This is a genomic window from Polaribacter sp. HaHaR_3_91, assembly GCF_019278525.1.
GTDB lineage: Bacteria > Bacteroidota > Bacteroidia > Flavobacteriales > Flavobacteriaceae > Polaribacter.
In genome coordinates this window covers 3,468,360-3,491,881 of sequence record NZ_CP058986.1, presented here as the reverse complement: position 1 = coordinate 3,491,881, position 23,522 = coordinate 3,468,360, and the positions used below count along the sequence as shown (strand labels likewise).

Here is a 23,522-nt window from a genome sequence, read left to right as displayed (position 1 = left end):
TTAATGAATTATTAAAATAGTATGTGTTTTTTTAATGTATTATTAGTTTTTAAGAATTTCGGGGTTGATTCCATTTATGTACTCTTTAACAACGTTTAGTTCTTTTACGTAAGAAAAACCTTCAAATCCGTTGATGTTTTTTAAATCAACTTTTGCGTTATAGTATTTTAAATAGAGTGCTGAGAGTGGTAAATAAGTCCAATGCCATTTTTCTTCACTATAACCTGTTCTTCCATTTTCTTTGGAAGTGTATACTTGATAAAAACCATATGTATGTGCATTTTGTAACAACCAATTGTATTCTTTTAGCCCTTTTCCTTGTGTAAAATAAGAATTAGTAAGACTATTAATATCCATATCTGTTCCCCAATGATGGCGAGAAGTGGAGGGCATAGAACTAAATTCTAAAATCTTTTTTGCTCTTTTTAGAGGAGGTAAGTTTTTATATTTATCATTCCATTTGTAATCCCAAATACGTTTTTGGTGATCAAAATTTCTAGTTCCAGATAGTATTGTAAATGAAATATTTTCTTTTAGTGCTGCGGCATTCATTTCTAGAAAAGCTTCTAAAACTTCTTTTCTTAAATATATTTTTTTTGATGAGTTCTCTTTAGGAACAACTGTAAAATCTGAGTTTTCTGTATAATTAAATTTTCCTAAAACATAATTTATGTTTAGATATTTTGGAAATAACAAAGTGGAATCTTTTTCATTAGAAACTTCAGTAGTTTGTATTACAATTTTCTTTGGTGCTGGCTTGCAACCATTAAAACATCCGAAGAAAAAAAGAATTACAATTAGTTTTAAAAGTATTTTATAAATGCCCAAAATTTTCGATTTTTTATATAGTTAAAATTATTTTCATTTTGATATGCTTCACGTTCGAAACTTAAATTTTTATAAGCTAGATATGCATTTTTATGCCTTAAAAATTTTAAAATCCACTCTAAACTATAAAAAATGTAGAAGAATATCAGTAGTAATTCAGCTTGCTGTTTTAAATGTATTTTTTCATGGTTTACTAAAACTTTATCATCTTTTAAATCTTTCTTTTTTAGAAGAATAAAAGGAAATAAAGTTATGCCAACAAAACCTTTTGGTATTAGATGTTTAGTAATTAAAATCATTTCTTAAAATTAAACAATATTCATTACAATATAAATATATTTGGGTAAACTTCTTCACAAAAGATGATGAGGTAAGTAGTTTTTAAACCTGATTTTACAATTATCAATCAAATGTAGAAACAGAATTTTTTTTACAATGAATGTATTTCTAATTGTTATACGATTCATTTTGCTTGTTAATAAGAGTTTTAGGATTGTTTTGGCATGTTTATTGCTGATTGTAAGAAGTCTAGAAGCATTTATAAACAACATTTTTTAATAGGAAGCAATGTTGTTTTAAGTACCTTTTTTATAAATAATAAGGTAGTCTTGTAAACTATTTGAAAGTTGAACTAGGTTGTGAAAATACTTATTTGTCATGCTTTTAATTTTGCATATAGTGCTTTAATTGATTTAATAATATAAAACAAATCTCATGAAAAAAACATTTTTACTTCTTTTTAGTACAGTGCTTTTAGCATCTTGTAGTGCTATAAAAGTTACAACCGATTATGATAATAAAGTAGATTTTACTCAATATAAAACGTTTGCTTTTTACAAACCAGGTATCGATAAAGCAGAAATTTCTGATTTAGATAAAAAAAGAATTTTACGTGCTATTGAGTCAGAATTATCAGCACAAGGATTTACAAAATCTGAAAATCCAGATATGTTGGTGAGTATTTTTACAAAATCTAGAGAAAAAGTAGATGTAAACCAAAATAACAATTTTGGCTATGGTTACGGTTGGGGATGGAGCCCTTGGATGATGGGAGGTAGAAATAATATTAGTGTTTCTCAATATACAGAAGGTACATTGTTTGTAGATTTTATTGATAGACAGAAAAAAGAATTGATTTGGCAAGGAATTGGAACTGGAGCTTTAAAACTTCAAAATAGAGAGAAAAAAGAAGCTAGAATTAAAGAGTTTGTAAAAGAGATTATCTCTAGATTTCCTCCAGGAAAAGATAAATAAAAATTAAAAAGCGTTCTTAGGAACGCTTTTTTTATGGATTATAAACTATTTTTGCAAAGTGTATAATAAAAGAGTAGCATTAGAGGAAGGTGATTTTTATGTAAACGAACAAGGTTATAAAGTGTTTACAGAAAAATTTCATCTTAAAAGAGGTCATTGCTGTAAAAGCGGTTGTAAACATTGTCCTTATGGATACGATAAGAAAACAGATAGTTTTAAATAAAAAAGTGACTTTTAAATCGAAAGAGTTTCTAAAGAGTAGATAAAATACAATAAAAATGATAAAAAGAATTTTAATTTTAGTCGTTGCCCTTCAGTTTGTAGGGTGTGCAGAGTTACAAAATGTAGTGAATCAAGTAAGTCAAAATACAGGTTTAAGTGAAGAACAAATAGGTAACGGACTGCGTGCAGCTTTAGACAACGGAATAAAAAATCAAGTTTCTAAATTAACTGCAACAGACGGGTTTTATAAAAATGATTTGGTAAAAATTATGTTGCCTGCAGAATTACAAGCTGTAGATAATGGTTTGCGTAAAATTGGTTTAGGTAACTTGGCAGATGAAGGTATTAAAGCCTTAAACAGAGCAGCTGAAGATGCTGTAAAAACTGCGACTCCAATTTTTGTAGATGCTGTAAAGGATATGACGTTTGCAGATGCAAAGAATATTCTTTTAGGTGACCAAAATGCTGCAACTTCTTACTTACAAGTAAAAACTACTGATAATTTAACGGCTAGTTTTAGTCCAGTAATTGAAAATTCTTTTTCTAAAGTAGGAGCAGATAAAATTTGGAGTAATTTAATTGGTAAATATAATTCTATTCCTTTTGTGAATAAGGTAGATCCAGATTTAACTAAATATGTAACAAACCAAGCCTTAAAAGGAGTATTTACAATGATTGAAGTTGAAGAAGTAGGAATTAGAGAAAAAGCAAGTTTACGTACTTCTGCTTTATTAAAGCAAGTGTTTGCTTTGCAAGACTAGCAAGTAATAATAATATCCCTTTACATTTTAAAGGTATTTAAGACTCACTATTTATAAATAGTGAGTCTTTTTTTGTTTGTTATTTATTGTGTAAGATTATCTTTTTTTCTGTAAAGAGTGAATCTGTTTTGTAACTATACTTTTTTGAATCTCATTAATTTTCAAAGTGTTAAAATGGTTTTTTTAGGTGATTTCTTTTGTTTTTTTGCGGAATAAAATGAAAAGAATTTGTTTGTGTCTTTTTTATAAATTTTAACTTTAGAAGGGTGGTGAGTGTGTAAAGTGCTTATAATTAAAGTTATAAGTGTAGGAGTAGCGTTATTAGTCTTTTTTTTAATATTTAAGAACATATTAACAAAACGAAAAAAAAACATGTTAATTTGATTGTTACTTTAATTGAGGAAAATGAAGTTAGAGGTTTTAGTTTAAGTAATACCTAATTCGTTAATTCATTAAATAATTAACTTTAAAATTATTATTTATGTGCTTTTAATGTGTAAATATTATCATATCTATTAACTTATTGTTAAATAAAAAATACTGTTTTTTATTGAGGAATGTTCAGTGTTTTGTTGATAAGGGTGAATATTATTCAATAAAATTAATGTTTGTTATTTAAAAAATAAATAAATGTTAATCTTTATTTTTTATATTAAGAAAATTTTATGATTTTTGGAACATAATTAATTCAAATAGATATTACAATGAAAAAATTTTTTAAGGTATCCCTAATACTTTTTTTGGGGTTGATTGTGCAAGTTACTTTTGCTCAAAAGAAAACTATTTCTGGGACTGTCTCAGATGAGTCAGGGAGTTTACCTGGTGTAAGTGTTTTAGTAAAAGGTACTAGTACAGGAGTAGAAACAGATTTTGATGGAAACTACAAAATTGCTAGTAAAAGTGGCGACGTATTAGTTTTTAGTTACTTGGGGTACAAATCTACACAAAAGAAAGTAGGTGCTTCTTCTGTTATTAATGTAGTTTTACAAGAAGATAGTAGTGTTTTAGAAGAGGTTATTGTTGTTGCTTATGGTACAACAACTAAAGAAGCTTTTACGGGTTCTGCAAATGTTGTTGGAGCAAAAGATTTAGCACTTAGATCTGTAACGTCTCCAATTGGAGCTATTGAAGGTAAGGCAACTGGTGTGCAGTTTGTTGCAGCATCAGGTCAACCAGGTTCTTCTCCGTCAATTGTAATTCGTGGTGTTGGTACTCTTAACGGTAGTTCAACTCCTTTATACATTATAGACGGAATTCAGTTTGATGGTTCTTTAAGTTCGATCAATCAAGATGATATTGCTTCTATGACAGTTTTAAAAGATGCGGCTTCAACGTCATTATATGGTTCTAGAGCAGCAAACGGTGTAGTTATTATTACAACTAAAAAAGGAAGAAATAATAAAACAACTGTTAGTGCATCTACACAATACAGTGTTATTACAAGATCTGTACCTAATTATGATATGGTGGGAGCAGGTTCTTATTATGAGTTAATGTGGGAAGGTTACAAGAACACAATAGGTGGTGCAAATCCAGAAATTGAAGCTTCTGCAAAAATATTTAATCAATTAGGTTATAACCCATTTAATGTAGCAAATGATCAAATTGTTGGTACTGACGGTAAATTAAATCCTAATGCAGAACTTACATATGAGTCTTTAGATTGGTTCGATTTTTTAGAAAGAACTGGTAGTAGAAAAAATCACTCTGTAAATGTTGCTTCTGGTGGCGAAAATCATTCTATATTTTATTCTGCATCTTATTTAAAAGAAGAAGGATATGTTATTGAAAGTGATTATGAAAGAGTAACTAATAGATTAAATGCAGATTTTAAATTAACCGATAATATTTCTGCTGGTGGTAGTGTGTATATTACAGCTACAGATTCTCATGGACCAACTAGTGGAGGAGGGTCTTCTACAGCAAATCCTTTTAGTTGGGCTAATAGTTTAGGTCCTATTTACCCTGTTTATCAGGTAGATAGTAATGGTAAAATTGTAAATGATGCTTCAGGTAACCCTTTATACGATTTAGGAGAAGGATATCCAGATAGTAATATTCAAACAAGACCTTACAATCCTGGAAGACATGGTATTGCTGAGTTAATTTTAAATGAAGATCAAGATAAGTTAAACTTATATGGATTTAGAAATTATCTTGAAGTTAAGCTTGCAGAAGGATTAAAAGCTAAAGTAACTTATGGTAGAGATATTCAAGATAATATTACTAAAGGTTATGAGAACGAAACAGTAGGTGATGGAGCACCAACAGGTAGATATAGTGAAGATAGATACAGAAGAGTTATAGAGAATTTTAATCAAATTTTAACTTATAATACTTCTTTAAAAGATGTTCATAATATAGATGTTACTTTGGGGCATGAAAGTTTTGATAGAAACTTTTCTACATTAGGTGGTATTGCTAATACTCAAACTGCTACAGGTATTTATGAATTTGATAATTTTGCTGCGGGAGATAATGTAAATGGAAATAGTACAGATCATAGAATAGAAGGTTATTTTGCTAGATTAAACTATGATTTTGATAGCAAATATTACTTAAGTGCTTCTGTAAGAAGAGATGGTACTTCTAGATTTTCTAAAGATGCACGTTGGGGAACTTTTTATTCATTAGGTGGTTCTTGGAGAATTGATCAAGAAAAATTTATGGATAATGTTTCATTTATAGATCAATTAAAATTAAGAGCATCTTACGGTGAAATTGGTAATGAAAGAGTTGGTTCTTATTACGCTTCTCAAGCATTGTATGAAATTATTCCTAACGCAGGTGCACCTGGTATTATTTGGAGTAATACAGGAAATGTAGAATTAGAGTGGGAAAACCAAGTTAGTTGGGATGTTGCTTTAGAATTTAGTATGTTTAATAATGTATTAGATGGTTCTGTAGAATTTTATAAAAAATCTTCTCAAGATTTATTATATGAATTAGGTATTCCTCTTTCAGAAGGATTAGATGTATTCCCTACAAACTTAGGAGATCTTTACAACCAAGGTATAGAAGTAAGTTTAACAGGTCACTTATTAAGAACAAAAGATTTTAATTGGGATTTAAGTGTGCAAGCGAGTACTTTTAAAAATGAAATTACAAAAATTGATAGTCCTGCAGATAACGGATCTAAACGTTGGGAAGAAGGAAGATCTATATATGATTACTACATTTACCATTATGCAGGAGTAGATGTAGATAATGGAGATGCTTTATACTATATGTTTGAAGATACAGATACAGGTGGAAGAACAGCTGTTTTAAATGCAGATGGAACACAGGCAACTACTAACGATTATCAAGAAGCTGGAGAAGCATTTACAGATAGTAGTAGTATTCCAGATTTATTAGGATCTATTTCTAACTCGTTTAGATATAAACAATTTTCTTTAGATTTCTTATTTACTTTTGGTATCGGAGGAGATGTTTTAGATAGTGGATATTCTTCATTAATGCACCCAGGTACTTTTGGTAGAGCTTTACATGTAGATGCAGAAAATGCTTGGAGAGCTCCAGGAGATATTACAGACGTACCTCGTTTAGAAAACGGAAACCCTAACCAAACAATTGGTGGTTCTACTCGTTTCTTAACAGATGCATCTTACCTTTCTTTAAAAAACGTAAACTTAGGATATAGTTTTGATAAGGATGTTGCAGAGAAATTAGGTTTAAGTAATTTACGTATTTCTCTTTCTGGTGAAAATATTTTTATTAGTACAGAAAGAACAGGTTTAAATCCTCAATATAGTTTATCTGGTACATCAGGCGGATATGATTATAGTCCTTCTAGAACAGTAACTTTAGGGTTAAATTTAACTTTCTAGAAATTATTAAATTATAAATTATAAATAAAATATTATATTATGTTACGAAAAATTAATCTATTAATTTTAGGATTATTAGTAGTATTTGTTACTAGTTGTGAAGAAGAATTTCTAGAAACAACACCAACAGATTCTATTGCAGAGGCAGATGCTTTTGCAAGTGTAGACAATATGTTTTTGGTATTAAACGGACTGCATAGAGTAATGTATGCTCAAAATCCTATATCAGGAGGAACTTCAAGTAGAAGTGGACAGAGTTTTTATATGCCAGCTTTAGATGCCATGGGCGCTCAAATGATTCATTCATCACCAGGAAATGGTTGGATGACAAATGAATTAAGATGGTTAACACATACCAATGCAAATTTTACAACAGTAAGTAATTTTTGGTACATGCGTTACCATATTATAGCATCATCTAACAATTTAATTAATTTAATTGAATCAAATGGTTTTCCAAAAGCAGATGAAGATGTAAGAAATATTCTTGGTCAAGCTTATGCGTATAGAGCTTGGGCGTATCATCAGTTAATTTCAACATTTGCAAAAGGGTACTTAATTGGTGATCCTGCTACAGATGCTGGTGTTCCTTTATTGTTAATTACAGGTACTCCTTATACAAGTGCTCCTAGATCTACAGTTCAAGTTGTTTACGATCAAATAAATTCAGATATCGCAAATTCTATTAGTTTCTTTGATGGTGCTTCTAGTCCAGAAAATAAATCTCATTTATCTATAAATGCAGCTCAAGGTTTAAAAGCAAGAATAGATTTAACACAAGGTAAATGGCAAGATGCAGCAGATGCGGCAGTAGCTGCACGTGAAGGTTTTCCTTTGTTAGATGAAGCTACTTGGTTATCTGGTTTTAATACAGTAGATCTTTCTGAAGTAATTTGGGGAGGAACTGTTATTGAGTCAGAAACAAACTTTTTCCAATCTTTCTTCTACTTTATTAGTCCAACTTTTAATGGAAGTCAAAATAGATCAAACCCTAAGTTAATGAATAAAGAAGTTTATGATGCAATTCCATCTACAGACTTTAGAATTAACATGGCATTACCATGGGCTCCAAATACAAATTCTTCTGCATCTAATGGCGAAGGTGGTAGTTTTGAGACTGATCCTAATTATGATACTGAAGAAGAATTTTTTGCAGCAAAAGATTCAGTTATAGATAAATACGGTATGACTTCTGCGCACAACACACACCCATATATGGCGGTTAAGTTTTTACAGAAAAATCCAGGATCTATTGATCCAGATGATGTTCTTTATATGCGTTCATCAGAAATGTATTTAATAGAAGCAGAAGCTAAAGCAATGTTATCAGATGTTTCAGGTGCTCAAACAGCTCTTCAGGCTTTTGGATCAGCAAGAGATACTGATTATGATTCTTCTGTATTTACTTCTGTAGATGCTTTAATGGATCATATTAAATGGCAAAGAAGAGTAGAACTTTATGGAGAAGGATTTAGTTTTCATGATCACATCCGTTGGGATGAAGGAATTGATTTAACTAATTCTGGAGCTGATGATAATTTATATAGAGATGGTTTTATTCAAGAAAAGCCTTCTTTAAATGACGGTTGGATTTGGAAAATTCCACAAGCAGAAATTGATGCAAATCCAAACTTAACTGAAGCGGATCAAAATTAAGAAAACTTAGTTTTTTTATAAATATAAAAGCCATCTCGAAAGAGGTGGCTTTTTTACGTGTTTTATTTAATAATAAAAAAATAAAAGTGTTTTTAAGTAAATGATACTTTTTTTAAAATTAAATTTTAGTAGAATATTTTAATTTTATCAATTCGTTTTTTTTTGTTTTATAAGTCTAAAGTGTGTAATTAATAAATTAAGGTTAAATATATTTTTATATAGTAAATTGTTGGTATTAAAATTATCAAATTAATTATTCTTTAAGAAGGTTTGAATTGTATTATCGTTACTGTATTTAGGTTTTTACTGAATTTTGTTTACTGAAACTCTCTTTTTGTTAGATAATCACTAAATAAAAGTGCTGTTATATTTTTTGTTTTAAGAAAAATTTAAGATTTTTGATATAATTAATTCAAATAAAATATAATGGATAGAAGAATTTTAAAAGCAACCCTAACACTATTTTTAGGGCTTATTGTGCAAATTACTTTTGCGCAAAAGAAAACTGTTACTGGTACTGTTTCAGATACATCAGGGAAATTACCAGGAGTTAGTGTAGCTCTAAAAGGTACTGGTGTAGGAACAGAAACTGATTTTGAAGGTAATTATACTATTTCTGTAACTGAAGGAGATATTTTGGTTTTTAGTTATTTAGGATATAAATCAAATCAAAAAAAAATAGGGAAGCTTAATACAATTAATGTATTACTAGAAGAAGATAGTAGTGAGTTAGATGAAGTGGTTATTGTTGGTTACGGTACTCAAAGTAAGAGAAAATTAACAGACAATATTGTAAAATTAAGTTCAGATGATATAGCAGATGTGCCTACACCTAGCGTTATGAATTCATTAGCAGGTAAGGCTGCTGGGGTTCAAATTAGTCAAACAAACGGTAAGGTAGAAGGTGGCTTAAATTTTAGAATTAGAGGACAGTCTAGTATTAGTGCAGGTTCAGATCCTTTATATGTATTAGACGGAATTCCATTAATAAACAACAATGAGTCTAGTAATGGAGCTCCTACAAATCCATTATTAACTTTAAGTCCAAATGAAATTGAATCTATAGATATTTTAAAAGATGCTTCATCGGCAGCAATTTATGGAGCAAGAGGTGCAAACGGAGTTGTGCTTATTACAACAAAGTCTGGTAAAGAAGGCAAAGCAAAGTTTTCTGTAAATATTTCTAGTGGAATAAGTGAAAAAGCAAATTCTAGAGATTGGTTAAATGCAGAACAATATGTTGAGTTACTTTTAGAATCTGGTAAAAATGGTTTAGCTGTTGAGGGTTGGCCAGCAGAAGGGTATGTGGAAGAAAGATTAGATAGGTATTCTGATAATACATGGAGAGAAGGAACGTATGATACAGGTTGGGAAGATCTTGCTTTGGTTAAAGGATATACTAGAGATGCAGATTTTTCTATTTCTGGAGGAGATGCAAAAACAACTTACTTCTTTTCTGGTGCTTATAATGATACTAAAGGTATTGTAAGAGGAAATGAATTAAATAGAATAAGTTCTCGTTTAAATGTTACTCATAAATTAACAGATAAATTTTCTGCAGGAATGAATTTAAGTTTCTCTAGAACAAATATTGATAGGATTGCAGATGATAATGCATTTGTATCACCATTACAAGCAATTGCACAACCACCAATTTCTCCAGATTTTGTAGATGGAGAACCTTTTGAAGGTACGCCGTATGCAAATTTTCTATTACAAGATAAACATGCATATTACAATACAATTATTAGAAGAGTAACAGGTAAAGTTTTTGCAGCATATCAATTTACAGATAATTTAAAATTTAATTCAGATTTTGCATACGATTTGTATTCTCAGACAGAAGATAGTTTTACAGGAAGTTTAGCTCCTTTTCAATCTACAAACGGAGAGGCTTTTGCTTCTAATGTAAATACAGAAAACTATATTTTTAGTAACTATTTAAGTTATAATAAAACTTTTGGCGAAAATCATGATTTAGATGTTATTCTTGGTACAGAATTAAATAAGAGTAAAAGAAGGTTTAATAGTGTTACTGGACAGCAATTTCCAACAGACGATTTTCAAACAATAAGTTCAGCTGCAGAAATTACTGCAGGTTCTGGTAGTTTTACAGAATATGCTTTTGTTTCTTACTTTACCAGAGCAACTTATGCTTATAAAGATAGATACTTATTTAAAGCAAGTTTTAGAAGAGATGGTTCTTCAAGATTTGGTAGCGACTCTAGGTTTGGTGTTTTTCCTGCTTTTTCTGCAGGTTGGATTCTTTCTGAAGAAAACTTTCTAGCAGAGAGTTCTGCAATCTCTTTCTTAAAATTAAGAGCTAGTTACGGTCAAGTAGGAAATGCAGAAATAGGAAATTTTGCTTCTAGAGGTTTATTTGGTGGAGTTTCATATAATCAAAAACCAGGTATTGCACCAATTCAAGCAGGTAATAATGAGTTAAGTTGGGAAACATCAGACCAAAGTGATGTAGCAATAGAATATGGTCTTTTTAACGGAGTACTTTCTGGGGAAGTAGCTTATTATGTAAAAGATACAAAAGAATTATTATTTGAACAACCTTTGCCTTTATCTTCTGGAGCGCCAGAGCAAGGAGGTATTAATAATAATATTGGTAGAATGAAAAGTGATGGTGTTGAATTCTCTATTACTTCTAAAAACATTCAAACAAACGATTTAAAATGGACTACAAGTTTTAATATTGGAACAAACAATAATGAAATAATTGAATTACCAGAGGGACAAGATGTTGTTAATGGTCAGAATATTTTAAGAGAAGGAGAGGCTGTAAATTCCTTATACTTAATAGAATATGCTGGTGTAGATATTGATAATGGAGATGCATTGTATTATTTAAATACAGATGATGGAAATGGAAACTTAGATAGAGGTACTACAAACGATCCAAATGCTGCAAGTAGAGTTGTAGCAGGAAACCCTTTTCCAGAAGTTATAGCAGGTCTTACAAATACTGTTCTTTATAAAGATTTTGATTTTACAATGACTTTTCAAGGAGAATGGGGAGCAAGTATATATAATGGAGGTGGACGTTTTCAGTCTGTAAATGGAGACTGGTTTGATAATCAAACGCTAGATCAATTAGATAGATGGCAAAACCCAGGAGATATAACAAATGTACCACAAGCAAGATTAGGTGCTGGTAATGGTACAAGTCATTCTACAAGATTTTTAGAAAAAGGAGATTTTGTTAGACTTAGAAACATAACATTAGGATATTCAATTCCAAAGGCATTAATTGATAAAATGGGATTATCTAAGTTAAGATTATATTTTAGTGGTCTTAATTTGTTAACAATAACAGATTACACAGGTTATGACCCAGAATCTAGAAGTGATGCAGGTGGTGTAGGTCAAACGTTCTATTCTGCTCCTGCAGCAAAAACACTTTCAGTAGGTCTTAACGTAACTTTTTAATTTAAAAACTTTATAAAAATGAAAATAATAAAATATACATTAATTTTAGTTTTATTTTTTACAATTATTAGTTGTGAAAAAGAGCTAGATATTGAGCCAGCACAAAGTATATCTACAGAAAAGGCATTGTCTACAGAAGATAATGTTCTAAATATTTTAGTAGGTACATATACAGAGGCAGGAGAAAGTTCATCATTTGGTGGAGATACACAGATTATTGCAGATTTGTTAGGGAACACAACTCAAATGAGTTGGGGAGGTACTTTTGTAGATCCAAGGCAATTTAATTCTAAAGGTGTTTTAGTAAACAATGGTTTTGTAGAAGCTGTTTGGGGAAATTCTTATGAAGTAATTAACCAAGCAAATTTGGTTATAGATAATTTATCTATAATTACAAGTGGTGCAGCAGATAATGCAGAAGGAGAAGCTAAGTTTTTAAGAGCCTTAATGTATTTTGATTTAGTTCGTCATTTTGGTAAACCTTATGAAGCAGGAGTAAGTAATACTCAGTTAGGTGTACCTTTGCATTTAAATGGTATTATTGATTATGGTATAGATTTAAATATTGCTAGAAATACTGTTGAAGAGGTTTATAGTCAGATTATAGCTGACTTAAATGATGCTTTTTCTAAATTACCAGAATCTAATGATATTTTTGCAGATAAATATGCGGCAGAAGCTTTACTAGCTAAAGTATATTTTCAACAAGGTAATTATGCAGCAGCAAGAGATGCAGCAAATGATGTAATAACAAACAGTGGTCATACTTTAGCGCCAACTTATAGTGGTGCTTTTAATAATGATGTAGATAGTGTAGAAGATCTTTTTGCTTTTCAAGTAACGTCTCAAGGTGGAGATAATGATTTTATCACATTTTATGCTTCTCAAGATTTTGGAGGTAGACAAGGTGATATTGATTTACAAGCAGGTTTTTTCGAATTGTTTGATGACGCTGCAAATGATGAAAGATATAGTTTTACATACATCAGTTCAGACACTGGTGGAACTTTAACCTCAAAATATACAAATCAGTTTGCTAACATTACTGTTTTAAGAATAGCAGATATGCATTTGGTAAGAGCAGAATCTAACTTTAGAGAAGGTACAAGTGTTGGTTTATCTCCTTTAGATGAAGTTAATGCTGTAAGAGCAAGATCTAACGCAGCTGCTTTAAGTACATTAACTTTAGATGTATTGTTTAATGAAAGACAATTAGAGTTGTCTTTTGAAGGTCAATTAATTCATGATATTAAGAGAACTCAAACAAATGTTGGTGTATTATCTTATGATGCAGATGAATTAGTTTTACCTATTCCGCAAGCGGAAATGGATACAAATACTTTAATGGTTCAGAACTCAGGATACGTTAATTAGAGTACATTTTAAAACAAAAAAGAAAGGCTATTTTTAATTAAATAGCCTTTCTTTTTTATCTTTAATTGAGTCATTATTTTCTAGATATAACTTTTTACTTTAATGAAGACTTTTAAAGTAATCAAAAGCCTTTATAAGTCTACTTCCTGTCCAAGAAAACATTTCTCCATCTACAAGTATCGCTTTGGCTTTAGGTGTAAAATTTTCTATTTCTAAGAGATGCTCTTCCTTAAAAGGAAAAGGTTCTGATGATAACAAAATAAAATCTAATTGGGTATTTAATTTCATTTCTTCCAAATCCACTTCAGGGTAGCGTTCTTTATGCTGATAGATATTATCAAACTTGTTTAATTCTAGTAAATGATTGATAAAAGTTGTATTACCAACTGCCATCCAAGGAGATTTCCAAATAAAATAAACAACTTTTTTAGACTCTTTCTGCTTAATAAATTCTTTAAAACTAGTTAACTCGATATTAATTTTATCAATAATTTCTAACGCTTTATTTTCTACAGAAAAGAGGTTTCCGTATTGTTTAATAAGTTCTAAATTATCATCAATAGTAAAAATATCAGAAACATGAGTGGGCGCAATTTTTTCGCATGCTTGTACAATCTCTTTAGTATTCTCTTCTTTATTACAAAGGATGATATCAGGCTGTAAAGCCTTTATTTTATCAATATGAATACTTTTTGTACCGCCAACAACTGTTTTGGTTTCTTTTAAGTGAGCAGGATGTATACAAAATTTTGTAATGCCAACAATAGCATCTTCTAAGCCTAAATCTATCAATAATTCTGTTAAACTGGGTACAAGACTAATAATTCGTTTTGGCGTTTTTTCTAACGCTAAAATTCTACCTATTTGATCTTGAAAGTTCATAAGATTATTGTGCTAAAATTACAGCCATTTCTTGTTGTAATTCTTCAGCTTTTAAAGCAGCATTTTGTGCAAATTTTTCATCATTAGAAGCGTAAATAATTCCTCTAGAAGAATTTATTAATAAACCAATATTTTCTGATAAACCATATTTACAAACATCTTGTAAATTTCCTCCTTGTGCACCAACACCAGGAACTAAAAGAAAAGAGTTAGGTACAATTTTTCTTATTTCTGTAAAATATTCTGCTTTAGTTGCGCCAACAACATACATTAAGTTTTCAGAATTTTTCCATCCTTTAGAGGTTTCTAAAACCTCTTTGTATAGTTCTCTTCCATTCACTTCTTTAGTCTGAAAATCGAAAGCACCTTCATTAGAAGTTAAGGCCAACATAATAGTATGCTTGTTTTTAAAAGCTAAAAATGGCTCTACAGAATCTTTACCCATATAAGGTGCAACAGTAACAGAATCGAACGCTAAGTCTTCTAAAAAAGCTTTTGCGTACATGGTAGAGGTGTTGCCGATATCGCCACGTTTTGCATCTGCAATTGTGTAGATTTCTGGGTAGTTTTTATTTAAATACTGAATTGTTTTTTCTAAAGATTGCCAACCTTTTATGCCGTAAGCTTCATAAAAAGCGGTATTAGGTTTATAGGCAACACACAAATGATGCGTAGCATCGATAATTGCTTTGTTAAATGCAAAAATAGGATCTTCTTCTTTTAAAAGATGTTGCGGAATTTTGGTTAAATCCACATCCAATCCAATGCATAAAAATGATTTTTTCTTTTTAATTTGGGCAATAAGTTCTTGTGTTGTCATTTGTTTTCTATAAGTTTTGCAAAAATAGGTATTTTTGTTTTTAAACAAAGCGTCTAATTGTAAGTATTGAGATCTTTAGGTGACAAAAAATAAAAAATAAGTAATGTTAAAAAAAATAATAGTCTTAGTTTTCGTGTCGTTTTTAGCGAGTTGTAGTTTAGAAACTCCAACCGAATTTTCAGAAAAAGCACTTCTAGAAAAAGTGTACGATTTAAACGACGAAGTAAGTACGTTTAAAGACGTAATTGATCAATATAAAGGAAAAAAGGTTTTAATTGATGTTTGGGCATCTTGGTGTAGAGATTGTTTAGTAGGAATGCCTAAAGTAAAAGAATTGCAAACAGCGTTTCCCGAAGTAGTGTATTTATTTTTATCTGTTGATGAAAAAAAGTCCTCGTGGAAAAGAGGTGTAAAACGTTATGATGTTATTGGAGAACATTACAATTTACCACAAGGAATGAAGAAAGGAGATTTGGTTGGTTTTTTAAATCTTAGTTGGATTCCTAGATATGTTGTGGTTGATGAAAATGGAAAAATAACATTATTTAATGCTACAGATGCTTCTGATGAAAATATAATTAAAGCATTAGAATAATAAATATTTTGATAGCCTTTTACCTTTTTTTTTCGTTACAAATAGTCATTTATTAAGTCCTTTTTCTATCATCGATAACGGTTTAAGATCTTTTTAATACATTAAAAAAAAACTATATAAAACGTTATAGTAACTATTTGCTTTTCTGGGTGTTTTTTGTCTTTCCATTTCTTAAATTTACATCCAAATTAATAAAAACATTAACAAGGGCCTTTTAGGTGATAAAATAATAATTATGAGAACAAAAATAGTAGCAGGTAACTGGAAAATGAACAATGATAAGAAAGAAAGTAAAAAACTTATCAAAGATTTAAAAAAAGCAATTAAAAAAGAGAAATTAAAAAATACTCGTGTTATTGTTGCTCCTACTTTTGTAAACTTATCGGCTTCTTTAAAAGTAGCAGACGGTTCTGCTATTGAAGTAGTTGCTCAGAATATGCACCAAGCTAAAAATGGAGCTTATACAGGAGAGATTTCTGCAGATATGTTAAAAGCAATCGGAATTAAAACGGTTATTTTAGGACACTCTGAAAGAAGAACTTATTTTAATGAAACAGATGAATCTTTAGCAGCAAAAGTAGATGCTATTTTAGAAAATGATTTAGAAACAATTTTTTGTTTTGGAGAATTATTAGAAGACAGAAAATCTGAAAACCATTTTGCAGTAGTAGAAAGCCAAATTTCTAATGCATTATTTCATTTAGGAGCAGATGCTTGGAAAAGCATTATTTTAGCCTATGAACCAGTTTGGGCAATTGGTACAGGAGAAACAGCAAGTGCAGAACAAGCGCAAGAAATGCATGCTTTTATTAGAAGTATTGTAGCTAAAAAATACAATCAAGAAGTTGCAGATGCTGTTTCTATCTTATACGGAGGAAGTGTAAAACCGGCAAATGCAGAAGAAATTTTCTCTAAACCAGACGTGGATGGTGGGTTAATTGGTGGAGCAGCTTTAAATGTAGATGATTTTACAGGAATTATTAAAGCTATTTAAGCATCGTACTTAAAAATATTTACAATAAATTTGCATCGAGATTTTAAAATCTCGATGCATTTTTTTTACAAGACATTTATGGATAATATTTATATAGAATACAATTTTACAGTAACACCAAAAGAACCAGCAACAGAAATTTTAATAGCAGAATTAGGAGAGGTTGGTTTTGAAAGTTTTGTTGAAAATGAAAACGGAGTAACCGCTTACATTCAAAAAGATGATTGGAACGCTAGCGTTTTAGAGGATATTTTTGTTTTAAACTCTGAAGAGTTTTCTATAGAATACGATCAAAAAGAGATTGAGCAAACAAACTGGAATGCAGAGTGGGAAAAGAATTTTTCACCTATTCAGGTGGAAGACGTGGTTAGTATTCGTGCGCCATTTCATGAAAACCCTCATTTAAAATATGATATTGTAATTGAGCCAAAAATGAGTTTTGGTACAGGTCATCATGAAACTACACACATGATGGTACAACATTTATTACAATTAGATTTAGAAGGGAAAAAAACATTAGATATGGGGTGTGGAACCGGAATTTTGGCAATTTTTGCTGAAATGAAAGGCGCAAATCCTATTGATGCTATCGATATTGATAATTGGTGTTATGAAAATTCTGTAGAGAACGTTGAGAGAAATAATTGTAAAAATATTTCGGTTTTTGAAGGAGAAGCAGCTCTTTTAGTCGATAAAAAATATGATGTTATTATTGCGAACATCAATAGAAATATTTTACTGATGGACATGCAAGCATACACGAATTGTTTAAATGATAATGGTGTACTTTTATTAAGTGGTTTTTATCAAGATGATATTCCTGTGATAGATGCAGAAGTTTCTAAATATAATTTAAAATTAGAAACTGTTATAGAAAGAAATAATTGGGTTGCATTAAAATACAATAAATTGTAATTTTGTAAAATGAGTACAAAAGAAAAAATACAAGAAGAGGTAGATGTCTTAGAACAAGAGGTTTTTCAGCATGAAATAGTATTGCATAATGATGATGTAAATACTTTTGATCATGTAATAGAATCTCTAGTTACTGTTTGTGAGCATTCTTTTGAGCAAGCAGAGCAATGTGCAACTTTAGTTCACTACAAGGGAAAATGTACAGTTAAGTCTGGTGAACTTAAAGATTTAGAGCCAAGATGTTCTAAATTATTACAATTAGGTTTATCCGCAGAATTAGTATAATTGAAAATAAGTAGTTTATGGAAAATGTTTTTAAATATTACGAGTTTTCACCATTTTTTTTAGATACATCAGATAGTTTTTCTGGTAATGAAATTAGTTTTACAGAATTAAATGAAACTCATTTTTTAATTTTTGAAAAGAATAAAGATGCATATAATTTATATGTATCTAGATATTTACAAAAAAATGATATTGGAGTAAATGCCCCAGAAATATTAGAATTATTAGTAGAAAACTACGATAAGAGCATTCCTGCTCACCGAATAATGATTAAGCAATACCTTCACTAAAGTACCTTTCACCGAATATTTTTTTAGAAATACCTATTTTATTTTTTATTTGTAGTGACTTTTATAAACAATATGAGTCTTATAGATAAGAAACAATATATATGGTTAAAAAAATTACTTTTTTACTAGTGATAATTTTTATGCTTCCTGCGTTAGGATATAGTCAAGCTGTTCCTATGCCTGCAGGTCCACCACCACCTCCGGGATTGCCTATAGATAATTTAATAGGTATTTTGTTTTTAATAAGTTTAGGAATAATATACGGGTCTAGAAAGATCCTTAAAGATAGTAGTAGTTAGTTTTTATACTAAGTTTGGTTAGACGAAAAGGCCTTGGACATTTGTTCAAGGTCTTTTCTATTTACTCAATTTGGTAACTTTAATATTAATTCTTATTATCTTTTTAGGTTGATGTAGAAAATAAAATTAGTTTTCTGTTTGTGTCATATTATCAGCAACTACAATTATATAATTGGCAATGCTTTCTTTTTCCTCTGATGTTAATTTACTCCATTCAGTTGCTGTTACCGTTGTAATTGATTTAATGTTTAAACCTGGGTTAATTTGATGAATCCACCATATAATTCCTTGTCCGTAGTTAGAGTGGTAAGAACCTTCTATATGAAGTAATAAATCTCCTTTTTTAAAATTCTTAAGAGAAAAGTGCGCCATTGTAGCATCTTTTGCTGCTTGAGCAGTTTGTATGTTTAACATATTTGGAGGTACGTGTCCTCCCATATTATCAGCCATTTCTGCATACGCTTTTACGGTAGGGTCAAAATAGGTTTCTAAATCCGGACCAATTAAAGCAAGTGCTTCAGGGCTTAATTCTTTTAAAGCGCTTATTCCTTTTTTACTGATTAAAGAAGCATATCTTCTAGGGATGTTTGTTGCAATAAAACGAAGTTTATTTTCTTTTGCAAATTCAACTAAAGGTCTGTAATCTGTGTCATAATTGTTCCACATTTGTGTCATTTCAGGAATCATTTTACTTTCTGGATATAATCCAGATAAATATTCATTTAAAACCAATTGATTTCCGCTTTCTAACATTTCTGCTCCAAAGAATAATGAGTCTCCTTTTATTTCAAACAGGCTTTTACTAACTTCTAATTGCATCCAATGTGAAATTGGGTTGTAATGATACTCTCCAAAAAATACCATATCACTATCAGCAAGATCTTTAATCATTTTATTATAATTGGCAGTCTTTCCATTATTTTTAAATAATTGATAAGCAGGTTTATCTTGTGCCTTGGTAGTGCTTATTAAAGATATAAATAAGAGAGTTGTAAGTATTAAGTATTTCATGTTTTGTTGGTTTAGGTTTGCGAAATTAGAGGATGAAATAAAAGGTTCTAGTTAAAGGATTGTTAAATATAATTTGCTTTTTAATTATTGTTTTAACACGCTATTTTAGGTAGTTTATGTACCGAAGTTTTCTTTTTATTATTTTAATGCAATTTAGTTGCAATAATATAAAAAATAGAATATGTTTGCAATTGCGTTAATGCAACTTGATTGCTTTAATGGCAGTAGAGTATTATTTATATTTAAAAGTAAAAAGTATTTGTTGATAAAATAATTAAATTATTATTTAATGTCTTAATGAAGTTCAGTCGCTTAAAAAATAGTATCACTTATTTGTTTCTTGTTCTTTTTCTATCAATGAAAATGGCAGGCTTACATGCTTTGTCTCATACAGATGATAAAGAGCATGCATTATATTGTGCAGTATGTGATAATGCGATTGTAAACAATTTAACTCCCATAATTACTTCAGATGCACCTGATCTCGAATTTAAAAACATTGAATTTTTTATTCAGAAAGAAGTAATAACAAACTACAAAAGTATTATTTCTAAGAATACTTTTCCTAGAGAACTCTTTTCTCGACCTCCACCTTTTTTAGTATAAGTTTTTCTATGCATATTATTTATAAGTTCTATAAGTAATTAGTTCTGTGTTTATTCAATTGATTTCTTTTAAGTGGTTTATTTAATTCATTTTTTTATGGATGTTTTAAACAGCTTAGTTGTTACTATGTGTCAGTTTAATAAAGCAAGCTATTGGTTAGTCTTTATGTGTGTATAGATTTTGTCGTGGTTCTTTTTTAAGAACAAATGTTCAAATCTTATAGTATACAATTATGTTTAAAAATATGTTGAGTATATGGCTATTCTTTAGCTTGTGCTCTAGTGCGTTTGCGCAAGATTCTTATCAAATAAAAGGGTCTGTGTTAAATGATAATAACTTGCAGCCTTTAGAAGGTGTTAATGTTGTAGGAGAACATTCATTTTCAATTTCATCTAAATCAGGGGAATTTACAATAGATATTAAGAAAGAAGGTATTTATACTTTCAAAATTTCCCATGTTGGTTACGAAGCTAAAACCGTTACAGTCACTGTAAAATCTAAAATAGTTACCATGCCGGTTTTCTTAAAAGAATCATCTACAGCTTTAGATGAAATTAAGGTTTTTGGAAAATCAAAAAAAAGAGTGCTAAAAGAGAACCCGATTGTTTCTCATGTTGTTTCTAAAGAATTTTTAGACAATAATAGAGAAAATAGTTTGATGCAAACTTTAAGTAAAATACCAGGAGTTAGTACAATTAGTATTGGTTCTGGGCAATCGAAACCTACAATTAGAGGCTTAGGTTTTAATAGAGTTGCTGTGGTACAAAATGGTATAAAGCATGAAGCGCAACAATGGGGAAATGATCATGGTTTAGAAATAGACCAACAGGGAATAGATAATATTCAAATTATAAAAGGTCCCGCTTCTTTGTTGTATGGATCAGATGCTATTGCTGGTGTTATAGATATTCAGCCTAATAAAATTCCGTTACCAAACTCTTTTAGTGGAGAAGTAAATATTTTGGGAGAAAGTAATAATGATTTATTAGGAATTTCTGCAGGGATTGAATCTAGAAAAGAGAATTGGTTTTACAGAAGTAGATTAACGTATAGAGATTACGGAGATTATAAGGTGCCCACGGATAAAATTAATTATGAAAATTATATTTTTGATTTACATGATAATAATTTAAGAAATACTGCGGGTAATGAGGCAGATGCAAGTATAAGTATTGGTTATGTTTCTGATAAAATTACATCAGAAACTACATTTAGTAATGTAAATGCTAAAAACGGATTTTTTGCAAATGCACATGGTTTAGAGGTAAGAACTTCTAGTATCGATTATGATCGTTCTAATAGGGATATCGATTTACCTTTTCATAAAGTAAATCACTTTAAAATCACTAATAATACATCTTTAAATACGAGTAACCATAAAATACATTTTGATCTTGGTTATCAAAACAATCAAAGAGAAGAACACTCAGAGCCGGTTCCGCATGGTTATATGCCAAAACCTTCAGACACAAAAGAACGGGTATTTAATAAAAGCACCTATTCTTTAAATATAAAAGATGCATTTAAGCCAAATGAGCAACACGATATGGTTTTAGGTGTAAATGCGGAATATCAAGATAATAATATTGGTGGTTGGGGGTTTTTAATTCCGGAGTATAACCGTTTTACAGCAGGTGTTTTTGGTTATGATCATTTTCAAATCAAACATAACTTACACATTTTAGCAGGTGTTCGTTATGATTTAGGGTTTATAAATACCAAATCGTATAATGATTGGTTTCCTTCAACAATTAATAATGAAGCCGGTTCTACTTCTTATAAGTATTTACAGAGAGCACAAGATAAAGTGTTGAATTTTGGTAGTTTAAGTGCTTCTCTTGGTTTAAGTTACATAAATAACAATATCACGTATAAAGTAAATGTGGGTAGAAGTTTTAGAATGCCTTTGGCTAATGAATTGGCATCAGACGGAGTGAACTATCACATGTATCGTTATGAAAGAGGGAATTTAGATTTAGATCCAGAAATATCATATCAATTAGATATTGATATCGATCATACTAGAAAATCGTTTAGTGTTGGTGTGAGTCCGTTTGTAAATATATTTCAAAACTATATTTATTTAAATCCGACTTCTAATTATTACGAAACTTTGCAAATTTATGAATACACACAAGCCAAGGTTTTTAGAGTAGGAGGAGAGTTTAGAGCTAATACCACAATATCTAAAAACTTGCAATTAGATGCTTCTGTAGAGTATGTGTATTCTAGACAAACTAGCGGGCCAAAAGAAGGGTTTACACTACCTTTTTCTCCACCATTATCAGGTTTGCTGTCTACCAATTATCAATTTAAAAAAATCCTCTTTTTTAAGAAACCACAATTAGTGGCAGATTATAGAATTACTGCTGCTCAATATGAAATTGTACCCCCGGAAGAAAAAACGGCAGGTTATCAGGTGTTAAACATGTCTTTTTTAGCTGAGGTAAATGTATTTAAAAATGATGATCCTGTGCATTTACGTGTAAAGTTGAATAACGTATTCGATACAAAATATTACAATCACACTAGTTTTTACAGATTGATAGATGTGCCAGAAGCAGGTAGAAATCTATCCTTATCTGTAACAGTTCCTTTTTAAAATTAATCAATAATCAATAAACAGTAATTAAATTAAAACAAATGAAAACCAAAATTATGAAAACAAATTTTAAATTTTTAGCAGTAATCGCTTTTGTCGGAATTACTTTACAATCATGTAGTAGTGATGAAACCTTGGACTTAAATGCTCCAATAATCTCAGGTTTTGAGTACGGAAAAGGGAGTGAACACACTACCGATCAAGTAGCTTATAAAGGATCGGATATTCATTTAGAAGCAGAAATTAATGCAGAAGCTATTGTAAGTAGTATTACACTTTCTATTCATGGTCATGATTTGGCTTTAGGAGAAGATGAGGTTCAATGGGATTTTGAACAAGTATTTACAGATACAGAGTACTTGGTAATTAATCCTACTTTTCATGAACATATAGATGTTCCTTCAAATATTCCTGCAGGAGAATATCATGTAGAATTAACTGTTACAGATGAGTTAGGTAATAGTACAGAAGTAGACGGGCATATACAAATTTTAGACCCTATTACTTTAAGCGATATTTCTATTGACAGCACAGTAGCTAGAGGAAGTGATTTTCATGTAGAATTTATGATTGATGCTGTAAATGGTATTCACAGTGTTTCTGTTGATGCACATGCACATGGAATTACTGTTGCTGATGGAGAGGTAGAGTGGGATTTTGAACAAGAGTTTTTAGAAAAGTATCATGAGCAAACTTCTATTGAGTTTCATGAGCATATAGATGTTCCTGCAACTGCTCCAGTTGGTGAGTATCATATCATTTTTACAGTAGAAGATGAAGATGGAAATACGAAAGAATATGAAACACATATTGATGTTACGGCTTAATTAAAAATAAAATTACCGCATAGCATTAAATGT

21 protein-coding genes are annotated in these 23,522 nt (G+C 30.1%); 16 read left to right on the top strand and 5 right to left on the bottom strand.

Translation table 11 applies throughout. From position 1 onward, the window contains the following. Positions 1–42 precede the first annotated feature (42 nt). The gene (locus H0I27_RS14620; RefSeq protein ID WP_218731354.1) at positions 43–828 is read right to left on the bottom strand and encodes a M15 family metallopeptidase; all 786 of its coding nucleotides are present in this window, start codon (positions 826–828) and stop codon (positions 43–45) included. Beyond that, positions 804–1,127 carry a hypothetical protein gene (locus tag H0I27_RS14615; RefSeq protein ID WP_218731353.1) on the bottom strand — a complete coding sequence of 108 codons (324 nt, stop codon included), beginning with the start codon at positions 1,125–1,127 and terminating at the stop codon, positions 804–806. The genes H0I27_RS14620 and H0I27_RS14615 overlap by 25 nt, the downstream gene beginning before the upstream one ends. A gap of 415 nt (positions 1,128–1,542) precedes the next feature. Here H0I27_RS14615 and H0I27_RS14610 point away from each other — a divergent pair, with 415 nt between their 5' ends. The 7 genes from H0I27_RS14610 to H0I27_RS14580 all read left to right on the top strand — a co-directional run bounded on the left by H0I27_RS14610 (position 1,543) and on the right by H0I27_RS14580 (position 13,363). Next, positions 1,543–2,082, top strand: a complete 540-nt coding sequence (locus H0I27_RS14610; RefSeq protein WP_218731352.1) for a DUF4136 domain-containing protein — start codon at positions 1,543–1,545, stop codon at positions 2,080–2,082. Positions 2,083–2,140: 58 nt separating this feature from the next. Then, positions 2,141–2,305: a DUF5522 domain-containing protein gene (locus tag H0I27_RS14605; protein ID WP_165732325.1), complete on the top strand. Its 165-nt coding sequence runs from the start codon at positions 2,141–2,143 to the stop codon at positions 2,303–2,305. A gap of 55 nt (positions 2,306–2,360) precedes the next feature. Further along, positions 2,361–3,065, top strand: a complete 705-nt coding sequence (locus H0I27_RS14600; RefSeq protein ID WP_218731351.1) for a DUF4197 domain-containing protein — start codon at positions 2,361–2,363, stop codon at positions 3,063–3,065. Positions 3,066–3,769: 704 nt separating this feature from the next. Further along, positions 3,770–6,895, top strand: coding sequence for a TonB-dependent receptor (locus tag H0I27_RS14595; RefSeq protein ID WP_218731350.1), 3,126 nt, complete (start codon positions 3,770–3,772; stop codon positions 6,893–6,895). Between the two features lie 39 nt (positions 6,896–6,934). Next, the gene (locus H0I27_RS14590) at positions 6,935–8,551 is read left to right on the top strand and encodes a RagB/SusD family nutrient uptake outer membrane protein (RefSeq protein WP_218731349.1); all 1,617 of its coding nucleotides are present in this window, start codon (positions 6,935–6,937) and stop codon (positions 8,549–8,551) included. A 426-nt stretch (positions 8,552–8,977) separates the two neighbouring features. Continuing rightward, positions 8,978–11,989: a TonB-dependent receptor gene (locus H0I27_RS14585; RefSeq protein ID WP_218731348.1), complete on the top strand. Its 3,012-nt coding sequence runs from the start codon at positions 8,978–8,980 to the stop codon at positions 11,987–11,989. Between the two features lie 18 nt (positions 11,990–12,007). Next, the gene (locus H0I27_RS14580) at positions 12,008–13,363 is read left to right on the top strand and encodes a RagB/SusD family nutrient uptake outer membrane protein (RefSeq protein WP_218731347.1); all 1,356 of its coding nucleotides are present in this window, start codon (positions 12,008–12,010) and stop codon (positions 13,361–13,363) included. 99 nt (positions 13,364–13,462) lie between these two features. Here the strand turns inward: H0I27_RS14580 and H0I27_RS14575 are convergent, their stop codons facing one another. Further along, positions 13,463–14,245: an ABC transporter substrate-binding protein gene (locus H0I27_RS14575; RefSeq protein WP_218731346.1), complete on the bottom strand. Its 783-nt coding sequence runs from the start codon at positions 14,243–14,245 to the stop codon at positions 13,463–13,465. A gap of 4 nt (positions 14,246–14,249) precedes the next feature. Continuing rightward, positions 14,250–15,065 (bottom strand): orotidine-5'-phosphate decarboxylase, encoded by an 816-nt coding sequence (pyrF, locus tag H0I27_RS14570; protein WP_218731345.1) that lies wholly within the window; start codon positions 15,063–15,065, stop codon positions 14,250–14,252. 103 nt (positions 15,066–15,168) lie between these two features. On the opposite strand from pyrF, the gene H0I27_RS14565 reads away from it, so the two are divergent. From H0I27_RS14565 to H0I27_RS14540, 6 genes are all read left to right on the top strand, one after another. Further along, positions 15,169–15,660, top strand: a complete 492-nt coding sequence (locus H0I27_RS14565) for a TlpA disulfide reductase family protein (RefSeq protein ID WP_218731344.1) — start codon at positions 15,169–15,171, stop codon at positions 15,658–15,660. A gap of 235 nt (positions 15,661–15,895) precedes the next feature. Continuing rightward, the gene (gene tpiA / locus H0I27_RS14560; protein ID WP_218731343.1) at positions 15,896–16,654 is read left to right on the top strand and encodes a triose-phosphate isomerase; all 759 of its coding nucleotides are present in this window, start codon (positions 15,896–15,898) and stop codon (positions 16,652–16,654) included. Between the two features lie 78 nt (positions 16,655–16,732). Then, positions 16,733–17,569, top strand: a complete 837-nt coding sequence (gene prmA, locus H0I27_RS14555) for a 50S ribosomal protein L11 methyltransferase (RefSeq protein WP_218731342.1) — start codon at positions 16,733–16,735, stop codon at positions 17,567–17,569. 9 nt (positions 17,570–17,578) lie between these two features. Continuing rightward, complete coding sequence (locus H0I27_RS14550) at positions 17,579–17,854, top strand: ATP-dependent Clp protease adaptor ClpS (protein ID WP_165732346.1); 276 nt, start codon at positions 17,579–17,581, stop codon at positions 17,852–17,854. A 17-nt stretch (positions 17,855–17,871) separates the two neighbouring features. Further along, on the top strand, positions 17,872–18,144 hold the full coding sequence (locus tag H0I27_RS14545) for a hypothetical protein (RefSeq protein WP_218731341.1): 273 nt from the start codon (positions 17,872–17,874) through the stop codon (positions 18,142–18,144). A 128-nt stretch (positions 18,145–18,272) separates the two neighbouring features. Then, positions 18,273–18,443, top strand: coding sequence for a hypothetical protein (locus H0I27_RS14540; RefSeq protein ID WP_218731340.1), 171 nt, complete (start codon positions 18,273–18,275; stop codon positions 18,441–18,443). Positions 18,444–18,569: 126 nt separating this feature from the next. On the opposite strand, the gene H0I27_RS14535 is transcribed toward H0I27_RS14540, so the two are convergent. After that, complete coding sequence (locus H0I27_RS14535; protein ID WP_218731339.1) at positions 18,570–19,454, bottom strand: ChaN family lipoprotein; 885 nt, start codon at positions 19,452–19,454, stop codon at positions 18,570–18,572. Positions 19,455–19,817: 363 nt separating this feature from the next. On the opposite strand from H0I27_RS14535, the gene H0I27_RS14530 reads away from it, so the two are divergent. The 3 genes from H0I27_RS14530 to H0I27_RS14520 all read left to right on the top strand — a co-directional run bounded on the left by H0I27_RS14530 (position 19,818) and on the right by H0I27_RS14520 (position 23,489). Next, positions 19,818–20,060 carry a hypothetical protein gene (locus H0I27_RS14530; RefSeq protein WP_218731338.1) on the top strand — a complete coding sequence of 81 codons (243 nt, stop codon included), beginning with the start codon at positions 19,818–19,820 and terminating at the stop codon, positions 20,058–20,060. A gap of 244 nt (positions 20,061–20,304) precedes the next feature. Further along, the gene (locus H0I27_RS14525) at positions 20,305–22,662 is read left to right on the top strand and encodes a TonB-dependent receptor (protein ID WP_218731337.1); all 2,358 of its coding nucleotides are present in this window, start codon (positions 20,305–20,307) and stop codon (positions 22,660–22,662) included. Between the two features lie 56 nt (positions 22,663–22,718). Beyond that, the gene (locus H0I27_RS14520; RefSeq protein ID WP_218731336.1) at positions 22,719–23,489 is read left to right on the top strand and encodes a DUF4625 domain-containing protein; all 771 of its coding nucleotides are present in this window, start codon (positions 22,719–22,721) and stop codon (positions 23,487–23,489) included. Positions 23,490–23,522: the final 33 nt, after the last annotated feature.